This is a genomic window from Neobacillus sp. FSL H8-0543, assembly GCF_038592905.1.
Classification (GTDB): Bacteria; Bacillota; Bacilli; order Bacillales; family Cytobacillaceae; genus Neobacillus.
Window position 1 is genome coordinate 1750463 of record NZ_CP151943.1, and the last position, 18609, is coordinate 1769071.

General features: G+C 40.2%; 13 protein-coding genes. 9 read left to right on the top strand and 4 right to left on the bottom strand.

The window, feature by feature from the left end:
- The first annotated feature begins 1 nt into the window (after position 1).
- From NSS81_RS08925 to NSS81_RS08940, 4 genes are all read left to right on the top strand, one after another.
- Positions 2-421 carry a GtrA family protein gene (locus tag NSS81_RS08925; protein ID WP_342433147.1) on the top strand — a complete coding sequence of 140 codons (420 nt, stop codon included), beginning with the start codon at positions 2-4 and terminating at the stop codon, positions 419-421.
- 122 nt (positions 422-543) lie between these two features.
- A complete protein-coding gene (locus tag NSS81_RS08930; protein WP_342433148.1) occupies positions 544-1215 on the top strand; it encodes a hypothetical protein in 672 nt (223 codons plus the stop codon).
- A 90-nt stretch (positions 1216-1305) separates the two neighbouring features.
- Positions 1306-2841: a BCCT family transporter gene (locus NSS81_RS08935; RefSeq protein ID WP_342433149.1), complete on the top strand. Its 1536-nt coding sequence runs from the start codon at positions 1306-1308 to the stop codon at positions 2839-2841.
- Positions 2842-3205: 364 nt separating this feature from the next.
- Positions 3206-3607, top strand: a complete 402-nt coding sequence (locus NSS81_RS08940; RefSeq protein WP_342433150.1) for a cytochrome-c oxidase — start codon at positions 3206-3208, stop codon at positions 3605-3607.
- A 106-nt stretch (positions 3608-3713) separates the two neighbouring features.
- Here NSS81_RS08940 and NSS81_RS08945 read toward each other — a convergent pair whose 3' ends face one another.
- From NSS81_RS08945 to NSS81_RS08955, 3 genes are all read right to left on the bottom strand, one after another.
- Positions 3714-4226: a DoxX family membrane protein gene (locus NSS81_RS08945; protein WP_342433151.1), complete on the bottom strand. Its 513-nt coding sequence runs from the start codon at positions 4224-4226 to the stop codon at positions 3714-3716.
- Between the two features lie 285 nt (positions 4227-4511).
- Positions 4512-8057 (bottom strand): EAL domain-containing protein, encoded by a 3546-nt coding sequence (locus NSS81_RS08950; protein ID WP_342433152.1) that lies wholly within the window; start codon positions 8055-8057, stop codon positions 4512-4514.
- Between the two features lie 294 nt (positions 8058-8351).
- The gene (locus tag NSS81_RS08955) at positions 8352-8777 is read right to left on the bottom strand and encodes an OsmC family protein (protein WP_342433153.1); all 426 of its coding nucleotides are present in this window, start codon (positions 8775-8777) and stop codon (positions 8352-8354) included.
- A gap of 216 nt (positions 8778-8993) precedes the next feature.
- On the opposite strand from NSS81_RS08955, the gene NSS81_RS08960 reads away from it, so the two are divergent.
- The 5 genes from NSS81_RS08960 to NSS81_RS08980 all read left to right on the top strand — a co-directional run bounded on the left by NSS81_RS08960 (position 8994) and on the right by NSS81_RS08980 (position 16175).
- Positions 8994-10214 carry a TerD family protein gene (locus tag NSS81_RS08960; RefSeq protein ID WP_342433154.1) on the top strand — a complete coding sequence of 407 codons (1221 nt, stop codon included), beginning with the start codon at positions 8994-8996 and terminating at the stop codon, positions 10212-10214.
- A gap of 239 nt (positions 10215-10453) precedes the next feature.
- A complete protein-coding gene (locus NSS81_RS08965) occupies positions 10454-12157 on the top strand; it encodes a DUF2207 domain-containing protein (RefSeq protein ID WP_342433155.1) in 1704 nt (567 codons plus the stop codon).
- Between the two features lie 354 nt (positions 12158-12511).
- Complete coding sequence (locus tag NSS81_RS08970) at positions 12512-14905, top strand: EAL domain-containing protein (protein WP_342433156.1); 2394 nt, start codon at positions 12512-12514, stop codon at positions 14903-14905.
- 49 nt (positions 14906-14954) lie between these two features.
- On the top strand, positions 14955-15674 hold the full coding sequence (locus tag NSS81_RS08975) for a metallophosphoesterase family protein (protein WP_342433157.1): 720 nt from the start codon (positions 14955-14957) through the stop codon (positions 15672-15674).
- A gap of 225 nt (positions 15675-15899) precedes the next feature.
- Complete coding sequence (locus tag NSS81_RS08980; protein ID WP_342433158.1) at positions 15900-16175, top strand: hypothetical protein; 276 nt, start codon at positions 15900-15902, stop codon at positions 16173-16175.
- Between the two features lie 154 nt (positions 16176-16329).
- Here NSS81_RS08980 and NSS81_RS08985 read toward each other — a convergent pair whose 3' ends face one another.
- On the bottom strand, positions 16330-18429 hold the full coding sequence (locus NSS81_RS08985) for an EAL domain-containing protein (RefSeq protein ID WP_342433159.1): 2100 nt from the start codon (positions 18427-18429) through the stop codon (positions 16330-16332).
- Between the last annotated feature and the right edge of the window lie 180 nt (positions 18430-18609).

An 18609-nucleotide genomic window follows, 5' to 3' on the forward strand; every position in this document is an offset into this window, starting at 1 on the left:
ATTGATAAGAAAACATGCACTCGCAAATAGGATGTCTATTCAAAAGTATGAACAGTTTATTAAATTTTGTATTATCGGAATCGCCAACACGACGATTTCATTAGCAGCCTATTACCTTTTATTAAAACTAGATACTCCTTACCTAATTGCCAGCACCCTCGCCTACTTTCTGGGAATGGCAAATGGATATATTTTCAGCACCTCGTTCGTTTTTAATCAAAGGCATAATGCCTTGCAAGCTGTAAAATTTATTAGTGTTTCCTTATTCTCGTTAGTCATAAACTTACTGATTCTCTATCTTTTAGTTGATTTTTTTGCCATAGATGCATTTACTTCTCAAGTAATCGCGACGATTTTCAATGTAATTTATACTTTTTCCTTAAATAAATTCTGGACATTCGGTGGGACGAAAAGTCAATAAAAACAGAGTGTGCACATCACACTCTGTTTTTGTATGTTTGATCGTACTACGTACCATCTTTTTTTGTTATTTTTTTGATTTATTGCGCACCTTAATAAAAATGGCTGAAGGGAGATCAATTTGTGAAACTGTATCAAGTAAGAAAAGGACAATTTGTCTATTATAACAATGAGTTACACAAGGTATATGGGGTAAAACCAATGTATAAACAATCCGTTCATCTTATACGGCTAAGGGATTTAACACAGCTTTTAACCAATGCAGTGAGTGTGGAAAAATACAAGCCAAAGGAACTTGACAGCTTTATTTTTAATCATAAAGCGTATACGCTCAAAAATGATCGAAAAGCTGAAAAAGGCGATTTTATTTTAATTCACAATCCAATACCCGATTCCCTGGATACTTATACGTTAAATGAAATAGATGTTGCTGAAGTCGTTGATAAACAAGGTGTAATTACAAGTAATTCTCACGGGATTAAGCATAACGAGTATTTATTAATGGTACCAGGTCGAGCTAATGACAGCCATCCTATCGATTATCAAAATATCGAAAGTCTTGATGCTGAAGACCTACAAGACATTAGGTCCAACAATTTTAATAACGAGAACAACGAACTGTTCCCTACGTTAGGGGACATATATAAAAAGAAAAGCAATGATGAATCATTCGAAGCGATGGTGGTCGCACTAAAAGGGGAAACGGTTTACCTCGGAGGCGGTTTGGAGTTGAAACAGGAAGAGTTGATGGACACCGACAAATGGGAATTACTATATAATCTCCATGATAAATGAATTTACCTTTGGATATAAAAATATTTATTCTTGCTAACAAAATAAAAACCATTTTAAACAACTTACCCTACACCGTAATAGGAGGTTTCTATGGATAGCAAAAGTCTTAAAGAAAACAGTGTATTTATTATCTCACTATTACTAACGCTTATTTTTATAATATGGGGGGCCTTTTTTACTGATAATCTCGCCAAAGTCACCGATATTATTTATAATGGTTCAATTGATTACCTTGGATGGGTTTATCTAGCTTCCACCCTATTCTTCGTCATTTTTTCCATCTATTTACTGTTCTCTAAATATGGGGATATTCGGCTTGGCAGGAAAACAGACCGCCCTGATTTTAACACTGCGTCCTGGCTGGCAATGTTATTTGGTGCAGGTATGGGGATTGGAATTGTGTACTGGAGTGTCGCTGAACCTGTAACTCACTACACATCCCCTCCTTACGGAGAACCTTTAACGATTGACGCAGCCAATACGGCAATGAAATATACCTTTTTTCATTGGGGCCTGGATCCATGGGCCATATACACCGTGATTGGTCTAGCCCTTGCCTTTTTTCAATATAATAAAAGGCTGCCGGCAGCCATAAGTTCGGCATTCCATCCGATTTTGGGTGATAGGATATACGGTCCGATTGGGAAAACGATAGATGTACTGTCTATCTTTGCAACAGTCTTTGGTATCGCAACCTCTTTAGGCCTAGGCGCTATGCAAGTTACCGCGGGACTACATGAAATCTTCGGCGTTCCCAATGAGTTATTTGTCCAGCTGATTGTTATTGCGGTCGCGACAGTCCTTTTTATCATCTCAATCAATACAGGCTTAGAGAAAGGAATCCAATTCTTATCTAACACGGCAATGATCTTATCTTTTGCTATCATGCTGTTGATTTTAATTGTCGGTCCCACCGTGACTATTATTAAGGTCTTCTTTAATACAACAGGTCTTTATATTAGTGACTTTATACATATGAGTTTAAGGCTAAAACCCTTTGGTGAGGGGGAATGGATTGCATCCTGGACACTTTTTTATTGGGCTTGGTGGATTGCATGGGCACCATTCGTCGGTATGTTTATTGCCAGAGTCTCAAAAGGAAGAACAGTAAGAGAGTTTGTTATTGGCGTGTTAATCGTTCCCACACTCGGAACATGTCTCTGGATGTCAATATTTGGCGGCTCTGCGCTTGAAATAGTTCAAAACACGGATAACAATGATTTGGCAAAATATATTACCGAAAACGTGTCATTGGCTATTTTTACATTCTTTGATTATTTGCCATTAAGTTCTGTGTTGAGTATTTTAGGGTTTGCTGTCGTTGCCATTTATTATATAACTGTTGCCGATACAGCCACCTTTGTATTGGGGATGCTAAGTGAAGGTGGAACATTAAACCCCTCAAATAAAATTAAAATGACATGGGGCGTCATTCAGTCTGCCCTAGCTGCTGTTTTACTTTTAGCTGGAGGTTTGAACGTTTTGCAAACAGCTTCCATTGCTGCCGCTTTCCCTTTTGCCATTATCATGATTGCTATGTGCTTCTCATTACTGAAAGGTTTAAAAAGTGAAGTCGAAGTACAAAAAGGTAATAAAAGACCAATGCAACATTCTGAAAGATCATAAATCAAAAAAGCGAAAAAGACTCATATAAAAAAAGAGAGACTAACTTTTAAGATAGTCTCTTTTTTTGCATTAAAAAAACCGCCTTAATTTTTTTACAATCTGTGCGAGATCCTGCGCACCCATACTGCCTCTTTTGAAGTTGCTGGATATGTTAGAAGACAATCGCCTTTTTCCCATGAACAATATTCCGTAAATACATTTAATCAACCAACCTATGCAAATATTTATAAAAACCCTTGTCGGCAAACTTAAAGTCGGGTTAATTTTCCTAGTCTGTTCGTACCAAGGTCAATTCAAAAAAATTAAGTACTATCTCTGAAACTTCCTCTATATACTATTACAAATCCAGGGAGGAGGTTTTGAAATGCGAATAGGTATCCTGTTTCTTAAAATGGCTGCACTCTACTTTGTGGTGGGGGTAGGTATAGGACTTACGATGGAGATTATTCAGGATCATCGATTAGCCGGTGCACATGCTCATATTAACCTAGTTGGCTGGGCTTCAATGGCTATTTTTGGCGTCATTTATGTATTATTCCCAAGAGCGGGCGAAACAACATTAGCCAAGCTGCATTTCTGGCTGTTTAACATTTCACTGCCATTATTCATGTTAGGACTATGTTTTCTCCTTTTAGGGAATGAATCGTTAATGTTCCTTCTGATGATTTTTCCAAATATCCTTGGAATAAGTGTCCTCTTATTTGTGATTAACGTATTCATGAATGTAAAAGCAGAAAACGTCGCACAGCTCCTAAAAAAGGATTAATAAAAAGCCACACAGCACCTAAACTGTGTGGCTAAGAAAAAAGACGATTCGGGGGGGAGGGGGAATCGTCTTTTTTTGATGACGCTTTTTTGGTGACAGGCACCAGTTAAGCGGCTGCTTTATTCTTATTTGTGTACGTCTTAGCTGTTTTGCGGATGAACGGAACCACCCAGCGGTCTAAGCCTATGCGTCCTGCGTTGTAGCCTGCAGTTAAGATGATGAATCCTAGGAATATATCAGTTGGGTTATGAGAAACAGTTCCTGCTAAGAAGAAGCTGAAGTTCATCACAAGTCCGAAGAACATCGCTGTTGTTGTTAAGCAACCAAGAAGTAATCCTAAGCCGATTAGTGTTTCGCCCCAAGGAACGATGAAGTTGAAGACATCAATGTTCGGTAACGCAAAGCCTTCTAGGAAGTTGACGTACCAGCCGTAAACCATGTTGCCATCTGGTCCTTTTACAGGGTTTGCAATAGCATTTCCTAAGTAACCTGAAGCATCAAATCCACCACCTGTTAATTTTCCTAAACCAGCTGTGAACCACGCATATCCAAGGTATAAACGAATAACAGTTAAAATAGCAGCAGAGATTTTATTTTCTCTTAAAAAATTGATAAACATAAGTCATTCCGCCTTTCAAAATTTGTTTGTTCTTTATACTTACACTATATTTGATAGTGAGCGTTAATAACATAGGTATAGTGTTAAGTTCACAGTTTGTTAGAAATGTTATGACTAAAAATTGAACACCTAAGAAAAGTACCAATAACTAATGCGGTGCCTATCACCAAACCCGCAAACTGTCCACCTCAGGCGGACAAAACAGGTGATTTGTCCACGAGTGGTGACAGGCACCAAAAAAGGAACCAAAAAAAGGCACCAAAAAAGCCAGGCAATTATGCCTGGCTATTTTGGTAATGTTACTTCAACGGTGGTTCCGTGGTTTTCTTTGCTTTGGAAGGTGATGGTTCCGTTGTGTTGTTTGATGATTCGGAAGGATGTGGTTAGGCCTAAACCAGTTCCTTTTTCCTTGTTGCTGTAGAAGGGTTCTCCTAGTCTTTGGACACGTTCCTCGCTTATTCCAATTCCATTGTCAGAAACCTTGATTGACAGGTAATCACTTTCTGTACTCACACGGATCGTTATTCGGCCTTCAGAAATAATCGATTCGATACTATTCTTTATGATGTTAATAAATACTTGTTTTAGCTGGTTTGGATCACATATAATCGGTGGAATATCCTCGTCCATTTCTTTTGAAATCTGTATATTCATCAGGTTTGCTTCTGATCCCAGCAAGGTAATAACCTCGTTCAATAGGATAGGAATGTTCACCAGGCTTGGTTTCATTTCTTGCGTCTTAGCAAGAGAAAGAAATTCTGTAATAATTTCCTCAATCCGGTTAAACTCACCAAGAATTACCTCAAAGTATTCCTCCTTAATGACGCCTCTTTGGAAAAGCTGGATAAAACCTTTAATCGCTGTAATCGGATTTCTTATTTCATGGGCTACACCTGCAGCTAGCTCGCCAACGACCTGGAGCTTTTCTGCTTTCGCTAATTGTTCCTCAGCCCTTCTTTTCTCCGTAATATCTCTGCTTACGATAATCATATGCTCGACCTCGCCATCGTCTCCGATGACCGGTGTCCCCGAGCACTCCAGCAATTTCCAGTCTCCATTTTTATGCAAATAGCGCACTTCAGACTTAACGGGTGAATTTGTCGCAATCATTTGCTCGACCAGTGTTAAAAAGGAGGCATCATCATCGGGATGAACGTCCAAAAAAGAATGTCTGTCCATATAATAATCCTGTGGATACCCCAGCACAGCCTCATGTGAAGGCGAGACATACATGGATTGGCCATTTCGATCAAGGACAGCAATTAAGTCTGTCATATTGTCAGCAATTAACCGGTAATTTTTCTGACTTTCTTCTAAATCCTTTTCCATCTGCTTCCGTTCGGTGATATCAATACAAGAGCCAATCACCTCAACGACCTCGCCGCCACGTTTAACAGGACTTAAGGCGGTAAAATAATGAATACTATTTACTTCATTTTCATAGGTTACGTATTCTTCGCCATTCCAGGCCCTTATATAAAACTCTTCCTTCTCTTCGGCCATTTCCTTTGGGAGAAATTCACATAACTCCTTGCCAACGATTTGAATCGGAGTCAGACCCAAACGATAGACGAGTTCACCATCACATAAAGAGTGAATGAATCGACCGTTCAGCATTTTATATTTAAAAATCATTCCTTGCTGCAGGCGGATGGTTTCATTTAATTCTCTTTGTGCTTGCCGGACCATTTCTTCGGCCCACATCCGTTCATTCGTTTCCTCAGGAAGCCCAAATTCGTTAACGAGCGTCTGAATTTCACCTAGCTTTCCTTCAAGTTGCTCAGCAGGTAGTGGTCTCGTAAAGAAGTAACCCTGCCCCTCATCACAAAGGTATTGCTGTAAAAATAATAGTTGTTCCTTCGTTTCGATACCTTCACCGACCACATTCAGGTTTAAGTTATGAGCCATCGAAATAATCGTTTTTACAATCGTTTCATCGTTAGGGTTTTGATGAATTTGTTTTACAAACGACTGGTCAATTTTCAATGTATCAATAGGAAATTGCCTTAAGTAATTCAATGAACTAAAACCGATACCAAAATCGTCAATACTAATGCGCACCCCAAGACGCTTAAGCTTTCTTAATGTGGTGATTGTACGATCAATATCTGCTGTCATGCTCTCAGTAATTTCTATTTCTAAATATTTAGGGTCCAGTTCTGTTTCCTGTAAAATCTTTTCTATCGTCGTTTCCAGGTTAGATAGACTAAATTGTCGCGACGATAAATTAACCGAGACAACCGTCTCAAATCCCTTTTGGTGCCACTCCTTGTTTTGCTGACAGGCAGCCCTTAGCACCCACTCACCAATCGGAATAATTAACCCTGTTTCTTCCGCAATTGGAATAAAGGTTACTGGTGGTACCGATCCAAAAAGAGGATGAAACCAGCGAAGCAAGGCCTCGACACCGACGATTTTGCCTGTTTTTAAATTTACCTTCGGCTGATAATATAGCTCTAGTTCATTACGTGCAATCGCTCGATGAAGCTCCATTTCTAATTTCAACGGATTGTGTAATAGGATATGAGTGTCTGATGAATAAAACTTAAAGTTGTTTTTCCCCGATTTCTTTGCCTGATACATCGCAAAATCAGCATGTTTAACTAATGTCTCAACCGATGTCCCATCCTCTGGAAAGACACTGATACCAATACTTGGAGAAGTAAAAATATCGTAGCTGTTTATGTTAAACGGCGACGAAAGGGCGTCTAATATCCGTTTCGCTACTGTTGCTACAATCATTTGATTGACATTCGTTAATACAACAATAAACTCATCGCCACCCTGTCTGAAAACAATATCCGTTTCATATAAAGAAGACTTCAGCCGTTTCGCCACTTCTTTTAAGAGCAAATCACCCATTTTATGGCCCAGACTGTCATTGATATTTTTAAAACGATCTAAATCAATAAACAACAATGCCACACTTTCATTTTTATCAGAAGCATGGGCCAATTCGGTTGAGAGATGCTTACTCAGCATGTTTCTATTTGGAAGCCCGGTTAAATAATCATGATAGGCCATATGTTCATTAGCTTTTTCCTTTAATACCTGTTTTGTCGTATCCGTAGAAATCCCAATAATACCCTCTATATTTCCATCCACGATGATTGGTATCAGCGTGTTATTTAAAAAAAGAATCGCTCCGTCCTTACAAAGAAAGGATATTTGAAAGTTCTGTGTCACTCCCTTTAGACATTGCTGAAAATAGTAGGAAGCTTTCTCTTTTTCTGGCGGATTAACAAGATCAAGAAAATGCAAAGACTGTTTAATTTTTGACCCGTTGTACCCGCTTAATTTTTCAGATGCAGTATTACACCTTGTATAATAACCGTTTGTATCTAACGAATAAACGGCATTGGCACTTTGTTCAAATAGGGCACGGTAGCGCTGTTCGCTTTCGAGGAATTGTTCCTGGAGTTTCTTTTTTCCGGTTATATCCTGCCCCACGACCATTACTGCCGGTTTTCCGTTATAGGTAACCTTGGTGCCTGTTGTTTCCAGAAAAACCTCTTTCCCATCTAACGATAGTAGTTTACATTCGATTACCCCGCCACTCTCGTTGGGTAAGAGGTCCCTTTTTAGCTGTTGTGCAATTTTTGCACGAAATTCCGGACAAACTAGATCGTCTATGCCTTTGCCTATTAAACTAGTATCTCCCATACCTAAGGTTTTACTGGCTCTTTGATTAGCAAAAACAATTCTCCCCTCTTGATGAACAAATATAATCGTAGGAGTTTTGTCAATTAAATGAAGATATTGATTTCCGTCATCTGCCATCCGTGTTTTATCCACACCTGAATCTACTAAATTATTAATGTTCATCGCCATCACCGTTTATCCGTTTATTTGTATATAGAAAAAGACTATTCATGGGAGAATAGCCTATTTTAAAGGCTCTCTCGGCAACAGGCTAGTAAGTTCTCCTGAACCCTAAACCCGTATGGCCTTCCCATTCTTGCCCTCGAAACGTTCCACGCTACTATTAATTATATATCATCTAGTATAAAGCTAATTTTCAATATTTACAATTGTTTATAAACCCTTGGAACAGTTCGATTCTCGTGCTTCACTAACCAGCTGTGAAGCATGAGAGCCGTCCCCAAGGGCCATTTTTAGGATACTCTAAATACTGGTTTCACCTTTTATCCCGTTTATTGAATAGCTTGCAGTGATAGTTGCATTCAAGGAATGAGAAACGGAACAATATTTATCCTTTGATAATTGAATTGCCCGCACCACCTTATCCTCTGGGAGGTTACCCTCAAGTGCATAATGAATAGAAATTACCGTAAAACGCTTAGGATGATCATCTGCACGTTCACCTGAAATCTCCATCTTAAAAGAAGCAGGTTCTAAGCGCATTTTCTGTAATATCGACATAATATCAATACCCGTGCATCCTGCCACCGCATGCAGTAGCAACTCCGTCGGCCTCGGACCAGTATTCTCCCCACCAATTTCCTGTGCCGCATCCATCTTAATCTCATGACCAGAAGGTGCCACCCCCGCAAAAGCCATCCTACCCTTCCACTCAACCGTCAAATCCATCCCCTACATCCAACCCCTTTCATAATAACTAGACCTTCTTAGCTTTTACCTTTACACAGAAAAAATTCGGTGCCAATTCGCGGTGCCTGTCACCGCGCATGGACAAATCGCCCATTTGTCCACGTGGGGTGGACAGTGGTTTATAGCCCCTAAACTCCCATTTCCAATTATGGTATAATTACCAAAATTAGTTTGAACAAATAAAGGAGTGATTTCATGCCTGCTCTAATTCAAAAGGGTGCGCGAGTCGACATAACGACAAGCCAAGCGAATATATCAAAGGTAACGGTAGAGATTGGCTGGGAAACCACTGGACCGATTGATATTGATTCTTCTCTCTTTATGCTTGATTCCAACGGAAGGTGTTTGAATGATGACTCAATGATATTTTACGGAAACAGCACTTCAGCCGATCAATCCGCTACACATGTTGTCCTCAGTAATCCAGGAAAAAAAGTCGAACAATTTCATATCCAATTGCAAAAAGTGTCACCTATAACTGAAAAGTTGGTATTAGCCTTAACCATTTATGAAGGTGACAAAAATGGACAAACCTTCTCACAAATGAAAAATGCCTATGTAAAAATACTCAATGACCAACAACAAGAGATGATTCATTATCAACTTGATCCATTTACAATTGAAAATTCTCTCGTTCTAGCTGAGCTCTATCGGAGAAATGGTAATTGGAAACTTTCAACAAATACCGGGGGTTTTGCCGGGGGACTTGCTGCCCTTTGTAATCACTTTGGGCTTGAAATTAAAGAGGATGCCAAAGCTTCAGCACCCCTTCAACAAAGTCAACCGGCTTCGCAGCAACTGGTCCCGCAACCAATACCAGCAGCTACTCAGCCAATGGTGAAGGAAAAGGCAGCAGAACCGCCAAAGCAGCAGGCACCGATAAATTTAGGAAAAGTCACACTAAAAAAACCTGGGGATTTCATCTCTTTACGGAAAGCAGCTAAAATTAGTAATATCCATGTGAGATTAAATTGGACAAAAGCTGTGGATTTAGACATTCATGCTTTTTACATAACAAAACAAGGGAAGTTCGGACATATCTTTTTTGGAAATAAAGGAAAATTAGATCGCTCTCCTTATATTTCCCTCGATAAAGATGCAGGGGTCGGTAATTCGGCTGGGAATAACGAGGAAAACCTGATCATCGGAACGCTCGACGACATCGATAAAATAATTATCGCAACAAACATTTTTAGATTTCTAGGCTTTAGAAAAAAGGACGATAACTTTGCAAAATACGATGGAAGAGTACTAATAAAAACGAACAACGGCGATGACATTGAAGTCCCGCTAACATCAACAACCACCGGCAGATGGTGCATCATCGCAAAAATCGACCATACAAACACAGCAGACACAAAAGTCATAAACATCAACCACGTCCAAGCAACAGAACCAACCGTCAACGACCTTTGATAGGAATTCTGTACTACTACCATTTGCACTATAATTTGCAGTACAATCGGCACCCAAATTGGCAGCGCAAATTTGGGTGCCTGTCACCGCGCGTGGACAAATCGCCCATTTGTCCACATGGGGTGGACATTTATACAAAATCCTCCCAGTGACAGCGTCATTCCTAACTCTGCATATGAAATGGGACCTTTCTTGAAACTTCTTTTTATTTTCTTCGTATTATTATAAGAAGGAAGGTGATGAAAATGAAGAAAAAGTGGTTTATCCCGATTATTTTCCTGGCACTGTTATTCTTTTTCCCGCAACAGATTTTCGCAGTAGAATTTACTATATCCAATACAAAAATTGATGCTTACTTACATGAAAACGGAGAGGTCGAAGTAGAAGAAACCCATACGTATCAGTTTGAAGGGAAATTTAACGGCATCAGCCGGGAACTGATCCCTAAAGAAGGAACGGACATTACTGATTTTTCCGCATCAGAGAATGGAAAAGCCTTAAGGATTGAAAAGGATGATGGCCTTTATAAGATTCACCGCAAGGGGAAGGATGAAACAATTACGGTGACCCTTCACTATACCATCGTGAACGGTCTTGAGATCTACCAAGATGTCGCGCAGTTTTATTGGCCATTTTTCGATGATAGAAACGAGTCCACCTATGGAAATCTATCGATTACGATTCATCCCCCAAAAATAACAGATAACGTGATTGCCTTCGGCTATGATGAAGCCTACCAAACTGAAACCATTCAGGATGATGGTGCCGTTCTTTTCGATTTAAAAAAGGTTCCAAGTGATAGGAATGGCGATATTCGTGTTGTTTATGATACCCGACTTTTTCCCGCAACCACACTAACGGCTGCCAAATCAATGCGGGGGGAAATCCTAAAGGCAGAGCAAGAACTCGCCGATAAGGCGGCCGCAAAAGCAGAAACAAGAGAAATGCTTTCAAACATTCCCACCATGGGGGTCATCGCTTTCTCGATTGTTCTGCTGTTTCACATGTTAACCGCTTGGCTCCGAGCACGTGTGAAAAAAGCTGCACTCGAAAGAGAAGGCAGCAGTTTTGCAGCCATACCAAAACAAAACATGAGTCTGCCGGCAACTCTCTTTTATACAAACTATTCACAGCTTTCGCCGCAAGCAATGGCAGCAGCATTACTCGATTTGGTGCGCCAAGGATTCGTGACCAAAACGGCAACCGGGCATTTTCAGGCAACCGGGCAAAAAAGCAACATCCCGCATGAACAGGTGTTGCTGGAGTGGCTATTTGAAAAAATTGGGGCAAATGGCCAGTTTAGCTTTGATGACTTAGCAGCCTATACAATGGATAATAAAAACCATACCCAATACCACCAATTCAAGTCCCAATGGATAAAGGCGGTAAAACAAGAGGTGGATGGGCATGCCCTTTATGAGAACAAAAAAAGGTCTCGATTTACGATCGGTTTTTCCAGTTTACTGCTGCTCCCGTTTCTGTTCCTGTTCCCTATTTATAATCTTATGGGTTCATTTGCTGCAGCACTGATTCTGTTTATTACCGTGATTATTTACGCAATTGCGTATAACCCAAGGACACCGAAAGGATTGCAGATTGCTTACGACTGGAAGCTCTTTAAGGACCGTTTTAAACAAGTACCGCAGTCAGACTGGGAAAAATGGACCGAAGACGAGCGCATGCGCGCCTACATCTATGGACTCGGAAGTAATGACAAAGACGTTAGCAAGAAAAATGACGAACTGGTAGAGGCCTTCACTGCTAGAGGAGGCAGTGATTATAGCGGTGTCGCAGGCTTGTATACTTTCGCATATATCGGTCCGCTGGCTTCCGAAAACTTTCGATCAGCTAACCAATCAACAGAAACCACCGTTAGCGGAGGCTCGAGCTTTGGCGGCGTTGGCGGAACCGGAGGGGGCGGTGGCGGGTCCGGTGCGTTTTAAACTCAGGATTCAACCGGATAGATCCTAAAACCATGAGTGCTTACTTTTCAATTTTTCTTTTTCAGACAGCTTGGTTGCCAATATCCCCGATTGGCGACTGGGCTCTTTCTTTTTCCAAAACTTCGGTCGCCTATCCACCCTATTGGCTACGCTACTCTTCCTTTTTATAAAACTTCAGTCGCCTATCAGGCCTATTGGCTACCCTACTCCAGAAAAATATGGGTACTATTTCCTGTTCACCGACACATTTCGACAATTTCCACTTTCTGCAAATGGTAAAATTATTCCATAATCTTCAAGATCGAGAGATTTGTTCCAATTTTACATATCTTTTTTCATATAGGAGTGGCATTGATGGCTTGGTTAGAAAGAAAAAGGCTATTCATTTACTTTACGATACTATATATCCTTGGATATTATATCCTCCTCTACTTCAAAGAAGATTGGTCGAAAACACCAGGCGAAGCTGTTTTCTCAATAGCTACACCGCTTATTTCTTCTATTATTCTCTTTTTCATTTACAAACAACGTAAAACAAAAGATCATAGCTTTTGGCTGTTCCTCTCGCTAGGCTGCTTTAGTTTGGTAATCTTACATATAATCTCAAGCTATTATGAGAACCTGCTGCAAAAACCAGTTCCTAACTGGTCGGTTTTCTTCAACCTGCTTCCCGTAGTACTTTTTCTTACCGCCTTTATCGATAAAATTCTTCAAAGTGCTAAAAAACTGCACCTGATAAAATTCACCTTTGATATCTGCATTATTATGACGGTGGCAATTACGTTTAGCTGGCGCTTTCTCATGGAAGATATCATTTCACAAAACAGTCTCACTGCCCTTTTTATACCAATTGGTGATTTGGTTCTCTTATTTGGTGCAATCAGTTTCTACATAGGTCGTGAAGCGATTTTTCCTCCAAAGGTCTTATACTTATTGTTGGGAAGTTTATTCCTTCAAGTGATTGCAAATTCTACAGCTCTTTACATAAATAATACTAATTTAGAAAGTTTGCTAGTCCCATTGACCGAGCTTTCCCTTTTATTACTGGGACTTTCAGGAATATACACCCTTGGTGAAAACCATGAAAACACAGCGAAGAAAAAAAGGGGCTATACTAAAAAGGACATTTTTTCATTAAGGCTATTGCTCCCGTATATCAGCGTAATCCTTTTATTTTTGTTAATGATCTCCCAGCACCAAGGTTCAACCGACTTAATCCTTGGCTCAACAGTTGCCATCCTGCTGGTTTTATCACGGCAAATTTTCACCTCCATAGAAAATCAAACGGTGTTATTGAAGTATCATAACCTTACCGAGATACTGGAGCTGAAAATCGACGAAAGAACGGAAGAACTAAGTTCAAAGAATCACCAGCTTGTTACTGCCGTACGGAAAATGAAGCAAATGGCCTATCATGATGTCTTGAGCGGCCTGCCAAATAGAAGAATGTTTTTAGAGCGGCTCATCAAGTCAATGGAAGAAGCAAAACGGAATAACTTTAAACTTGCGGTGATTTTCATCGATTTAGACCGTTTTAAAAATATTAATGATACCCTTGGCCATGATTTTGGCGACTTACTTTTAAAGCATGTTTCCTCAAAAATGGCAGAGAGTCTGCGTAAAATTGATACGATCTCCCGTCAAGGCGGTGATGAGTTTACGATTATCCTGAACAGAATCCGTGCGGAAGAGGATGTTGTTCCATTAATTCAACGGATGCAGTCAATCGTTGCCCAGCCTATCGTGATTAAGGACCAAGAGTTACATGTTTCGATGAGCATCGGGATTGCCTTTTACCCAAAGGACGGAAAAAATACAGAAGAGCTTATGAAAAATGCCGACCTGGCGATGTATCGTGCAAAAGAAGAAGGAAGAGACAGGTACAAGTTTTATACGCACGATATGAACAAAAATATATCTAGAAAAGTGACACTAGAAAATGGGCTGCGCAAGGCGTTAAAGAATGGTGAATTCCTGCTTTATTATCAACCGCAAGTAAATGCTAAAACGGGCGGGATTGTCGGGGTTGAAACGTTAATACGCTGGAATACTATGGAGGCAGGTATTGTTTTGCCAAGTGAATTTATTCCCGTTGCTGAGGAGACCGGATTAATTATTCCTATAGGCGAATGGGTTCTAACCTCTGCATGTACTCAAGCAAAAATTTGGCACGAATCAGGGCATAACCAATTAAAAGTAGCGGTGAACCTGTCCCCTGTCCAATTCCAGCATGATAATTTGGTGCAAATGATTGCCTCGGTCCTAAAGAAAACTGGATTTAACCCGCACTATTTAGAGCTGGAAATTACAGAAACAATTTCTTTTATTGATGCCGAAGAGGCCATTAAGAAAATGGATGCAATAAGGGAATTAGGGGTGCGAATTTCGATTGACGATTTCGGTACAGGGTATTCCTCGTTAATGTATTTAAAAAGATTCCCAATTAACACCTTAAAAATTGCCAAGCCTTTTATAACAGACATGACAACCAATCAAAAAGATCAGGCATTAGTCGCAACCATCATTTCCATGGCCCATAGCCTGGGACTCTCAGTCATTGCAGAGGGAATAGAAACCGAGCAACAATTCCTATCCCTGATAGAACTCCGATGCGACGTGATCCAAGGAGATCTATACAGCAAACCGCTAACCATCACCCAACTAAACGCCCTGCTCGAAAGCAGTGTTGAAGTAGCGGTATCACAAAGCAGTGGTGACAGGCACCAAAGTTTACTAATTGGAAACTAAGTTCACTAAGTGGTACATTTTAGTTATTGCCAATAAGGAGGTATGAACAATGAAAGCTGCCTTTATTTCTGATATTCACGGGAATGCTGTTGCACTTGAAGCTGTTTTGCTTGATATAGAGAAAAAGGGTGTGGATAAGGTTTATGTTTTAGGTGACCTTGTGTTTCGTGGGCCAGAGCCAAAACGGTCTCTTGAGCTCATCCGGTCTTTACATACAGATGTGATTAAAGGGAACGCAGATGAATGGGTCATTCGTGGCGTTCGGGAGGGTGAAGTTCCAGAGAACGCCTTGGAAATGATGAATCGCGAGCGGCAATGGACAGTCGAACAACTTGACGCCTCCGACCTTGACTACCTGCAAAACTTGCCAGCGGAGTTAACAACCAATGTCGGCGGCTTTGAAATCGCCGGATTCCATGCCACACCAGATAGTTTATTTGAGGTGATTCTTCCAGATGCTGCGAACGAAACAATCAAAACTAAATTAATGCATCGTACTGATGCTCAGGTTTACATTTACGCACATATCCACCTCCCGTACATTCGCTATATCGGCGGAAAAGTGATTATCAATACTGGCAGCGTTGGTCTCCCTTTCGATGGAATGCCCAAAGCATCCTACGGACTCATTGAAGTGGAAAATGGGAATTTGCAGACCTCCATTGAACGAGTAAGCTTCGATAATAAAAAGGTCATTGATCTTTATAAAGAAGTCAGCTATCCAAATGCAGACATGATGACCGAGATCATCAAGGATGGTAAAATTTAATGGTTATTATAGTGCCTTGGCCCAGTGCCAGGCACTATTTTTTTACAATGAATTAACAACCTGAGGAGCGAAATAACTCACAAAGGTATACTTTTTGCTTGAACTTTTTTAAAATCGTGTTATTCTAAAGATAAATTTTTATAATTTTCTATATATTCACAATAGTCATTGGCGCATCATTTAATATTTTTATCAAAAATAATATAAGAAATTGGAGTGGATTAAATGAACAGTACACAAAACGGATCAATTGCTGTCGATTCTATCTATGTACAGGAGAAAAAGGAAGGTTCCCTTTACATTGCATTTGGTTGGGTATTCTCCCTGCTTTCGCTGCTGTTTTTCCCTATTATCCTTGGGGCAATAGCCTTTTTCTCGGGCTATCAAGTCTTTCACAAAAGGAGCCCCCTTCACGGAATTGCGATCATGTTTTTTGCTATTATAGGTTTTACCCTTGGCTCACTCTATAGCTTCTTGGTTGCAGGAACAAACTTTATTTAATTAAAAAAGCATCCGGTTCATGCGAGCCGGATACTTTTTTTGATTTGCAAATGCGTATGTTTCCTAGAATTCTATCAAACGTTGCTCATCATCGACCTCACAGTCACCCTGACTGATTGCTTTTGCGTCCTGTGTATCATTGAGGAGCAACAGGTTATGACAGCAGAGCTTTTGGACCAACAGAACCGTCGCCCTGGTTCTTAAAAAACTCTCCGACCTTATCAACGGGGGTAGGTTTGCTAAAGTAGTAACCTTGCATGTTGTGACAACTTAGGCTACATAGGTAGTGATATTGTTCAAGTGTTTCTACGCCCTCGGCTACTACTTTCATTCCCAGGTTTCTCCCCATTGCGACTAACGCCCGACACACAGCTTGCTGATTTTTATTACCCAGCCCATGGATAAAGGATTTATCTATTTTTATCGTATTAAAGGGGTATTGTACAAGATAGCTTATTGAAGAATAGCCTATCCCAAAATCATCTAAAATGATATCAATCCCGAAATCCTGTAATTTTTTTATTATAGTCAGCGTTTTTTCAACATCTGTCATTGCTGTTCGTTCAGTAATTTCAATTTTTAATAAGCGAGGCGGCAGCTTATACCGGTCCAATGTATCTTTGATATTCTGGATAAAGGACCCTCGTTGAATATGTCTGGCAGCGATATTGACGGAGATATAAAACGGTGGCAACCCTTGATCAGCCCAAATGCGCCGTTGCTTGCATGCCGTTGATAATACCCAGTTACTTATCGTAATGATTAAATCTGTCTCTTCTGCAATAGGAATAAATTCCCCAGGAGAAATTTGTCCCAAAATAGGGTGCTTCCAGCGTAAAAGTGCCTCTAAACCGATGATTTCCTTTTGATAAACATCGACAATCGGCTGATACTCTAGATACAACTCGTTTTGTTCAATCGCTTTATTAAGCGATTGCTCAAGGAGCAGCTTTCTTGAAAGCGACTTAGCCATTTCCGCTTGATACGGCTGAATGCCTCCTCCATTCTCCTTCGCAAGATACATCGCTTGATCAGCCTTCTGAATTAAGGCATCTGGCTCCTGGTCATGATCAGGGTAAATACTTATTCCAATACTTGCCCGCAGCACAAATACATGCTCCTTAATCCGTATAGGTTCGGCAATTACCTGATTCAGCCTCGCTGCCATTTCCGTTATTACTTGTCGGCTTTTCACCGATTTAAGCAAAACGACAAATTCATCCCCGCCTTGACGCGAGATGATATCATCTGACCGTAAGCTGGCTCTTAACCGGTCGGCAATAATTTGCAGCACCTTGTCACCCATTTTATGACCCAGTGAATCATTTATATATTTAAAACGGTCCAGATCCAAAAATACTATTCCGACTATTTGGTCCAGTTCTTGTGCCTCCCGTATCAACTGGTGAAGATCATCATCAAGTTTCCTTCTGTTCGGCAATCCTGTCAAAGAATCATGATAAGCTAAATAGGTTAACTCTTCCTCTGCCTTTTTCCTTTCTGTTATATCGATAACAATTCGGTCAAGCCTGATTGGGTCATTCGTCACCCCATCAAAAATAGGAATGATGAAATCAGAAATCCACCTATATTCCCCATTTTTCCGAATAATTCGGTATTCCTGAAGTACAGCTTGGCCTTTTGTTAATAGCTCCCTCTGCTTAAAAACAACATATTGATCAATGGGATGGATTATTTTTTCACCCAAATAATTATCAAAAAGAAACTCCTCCTCAGAGTAACCAAAAATGGATTGGCATACAGGAGAGATGGAAATAGTTCCCAGTGTGTGAACATCAAGCGACCACAAGCAAATATCTGTATTCGTAAAATTCTCATACCCATTTCCCGGTATAGCAGGAGTTGCTTCCAGTCCTTGACTTGCATCAATAATAAATCCGCAAATCCCCTGGATCTGCCCGCCAATTTCCACTGGGGTTGACAAAATATTAGCCATCATCCGAGAACCGCTGCTATGCGTAATCGGAATCTGAAAGCTTTTCCTCTCACCCTTAAGAACGGCATTTACATGATTAATCGTTTTCCCAATCCCATCCTCTTGTAAAAGTGAAAGGAAATTCCGATGATTTGCTTTATCCCTTTTATATCCTGTTAACCTTTGTGCAGCCCGATTCGAAAAAACAATATTACCTTCTAAATCTAGAATATAACAAGGCAGTGGAATACCCTTAAGTAATGGCTCACATTGATCAATGAACAAACTTAAATCAGACTTCTTAATCCCATTCGTCATAAAATACCCCTTCCGTCCTGTTACCATAAAGCTAGAATATAATAACTTAAAGCCAAATACAGCAGAAAAGTGAACAATTATTCGACAATTTCCTGACAACTGAGATGAATAGTTTTTTGTCTTTGAAAGGGGCTGGATAAGGAGGCAAGCTGTTAATATGTGCAAGGTCCAATAGAAAGA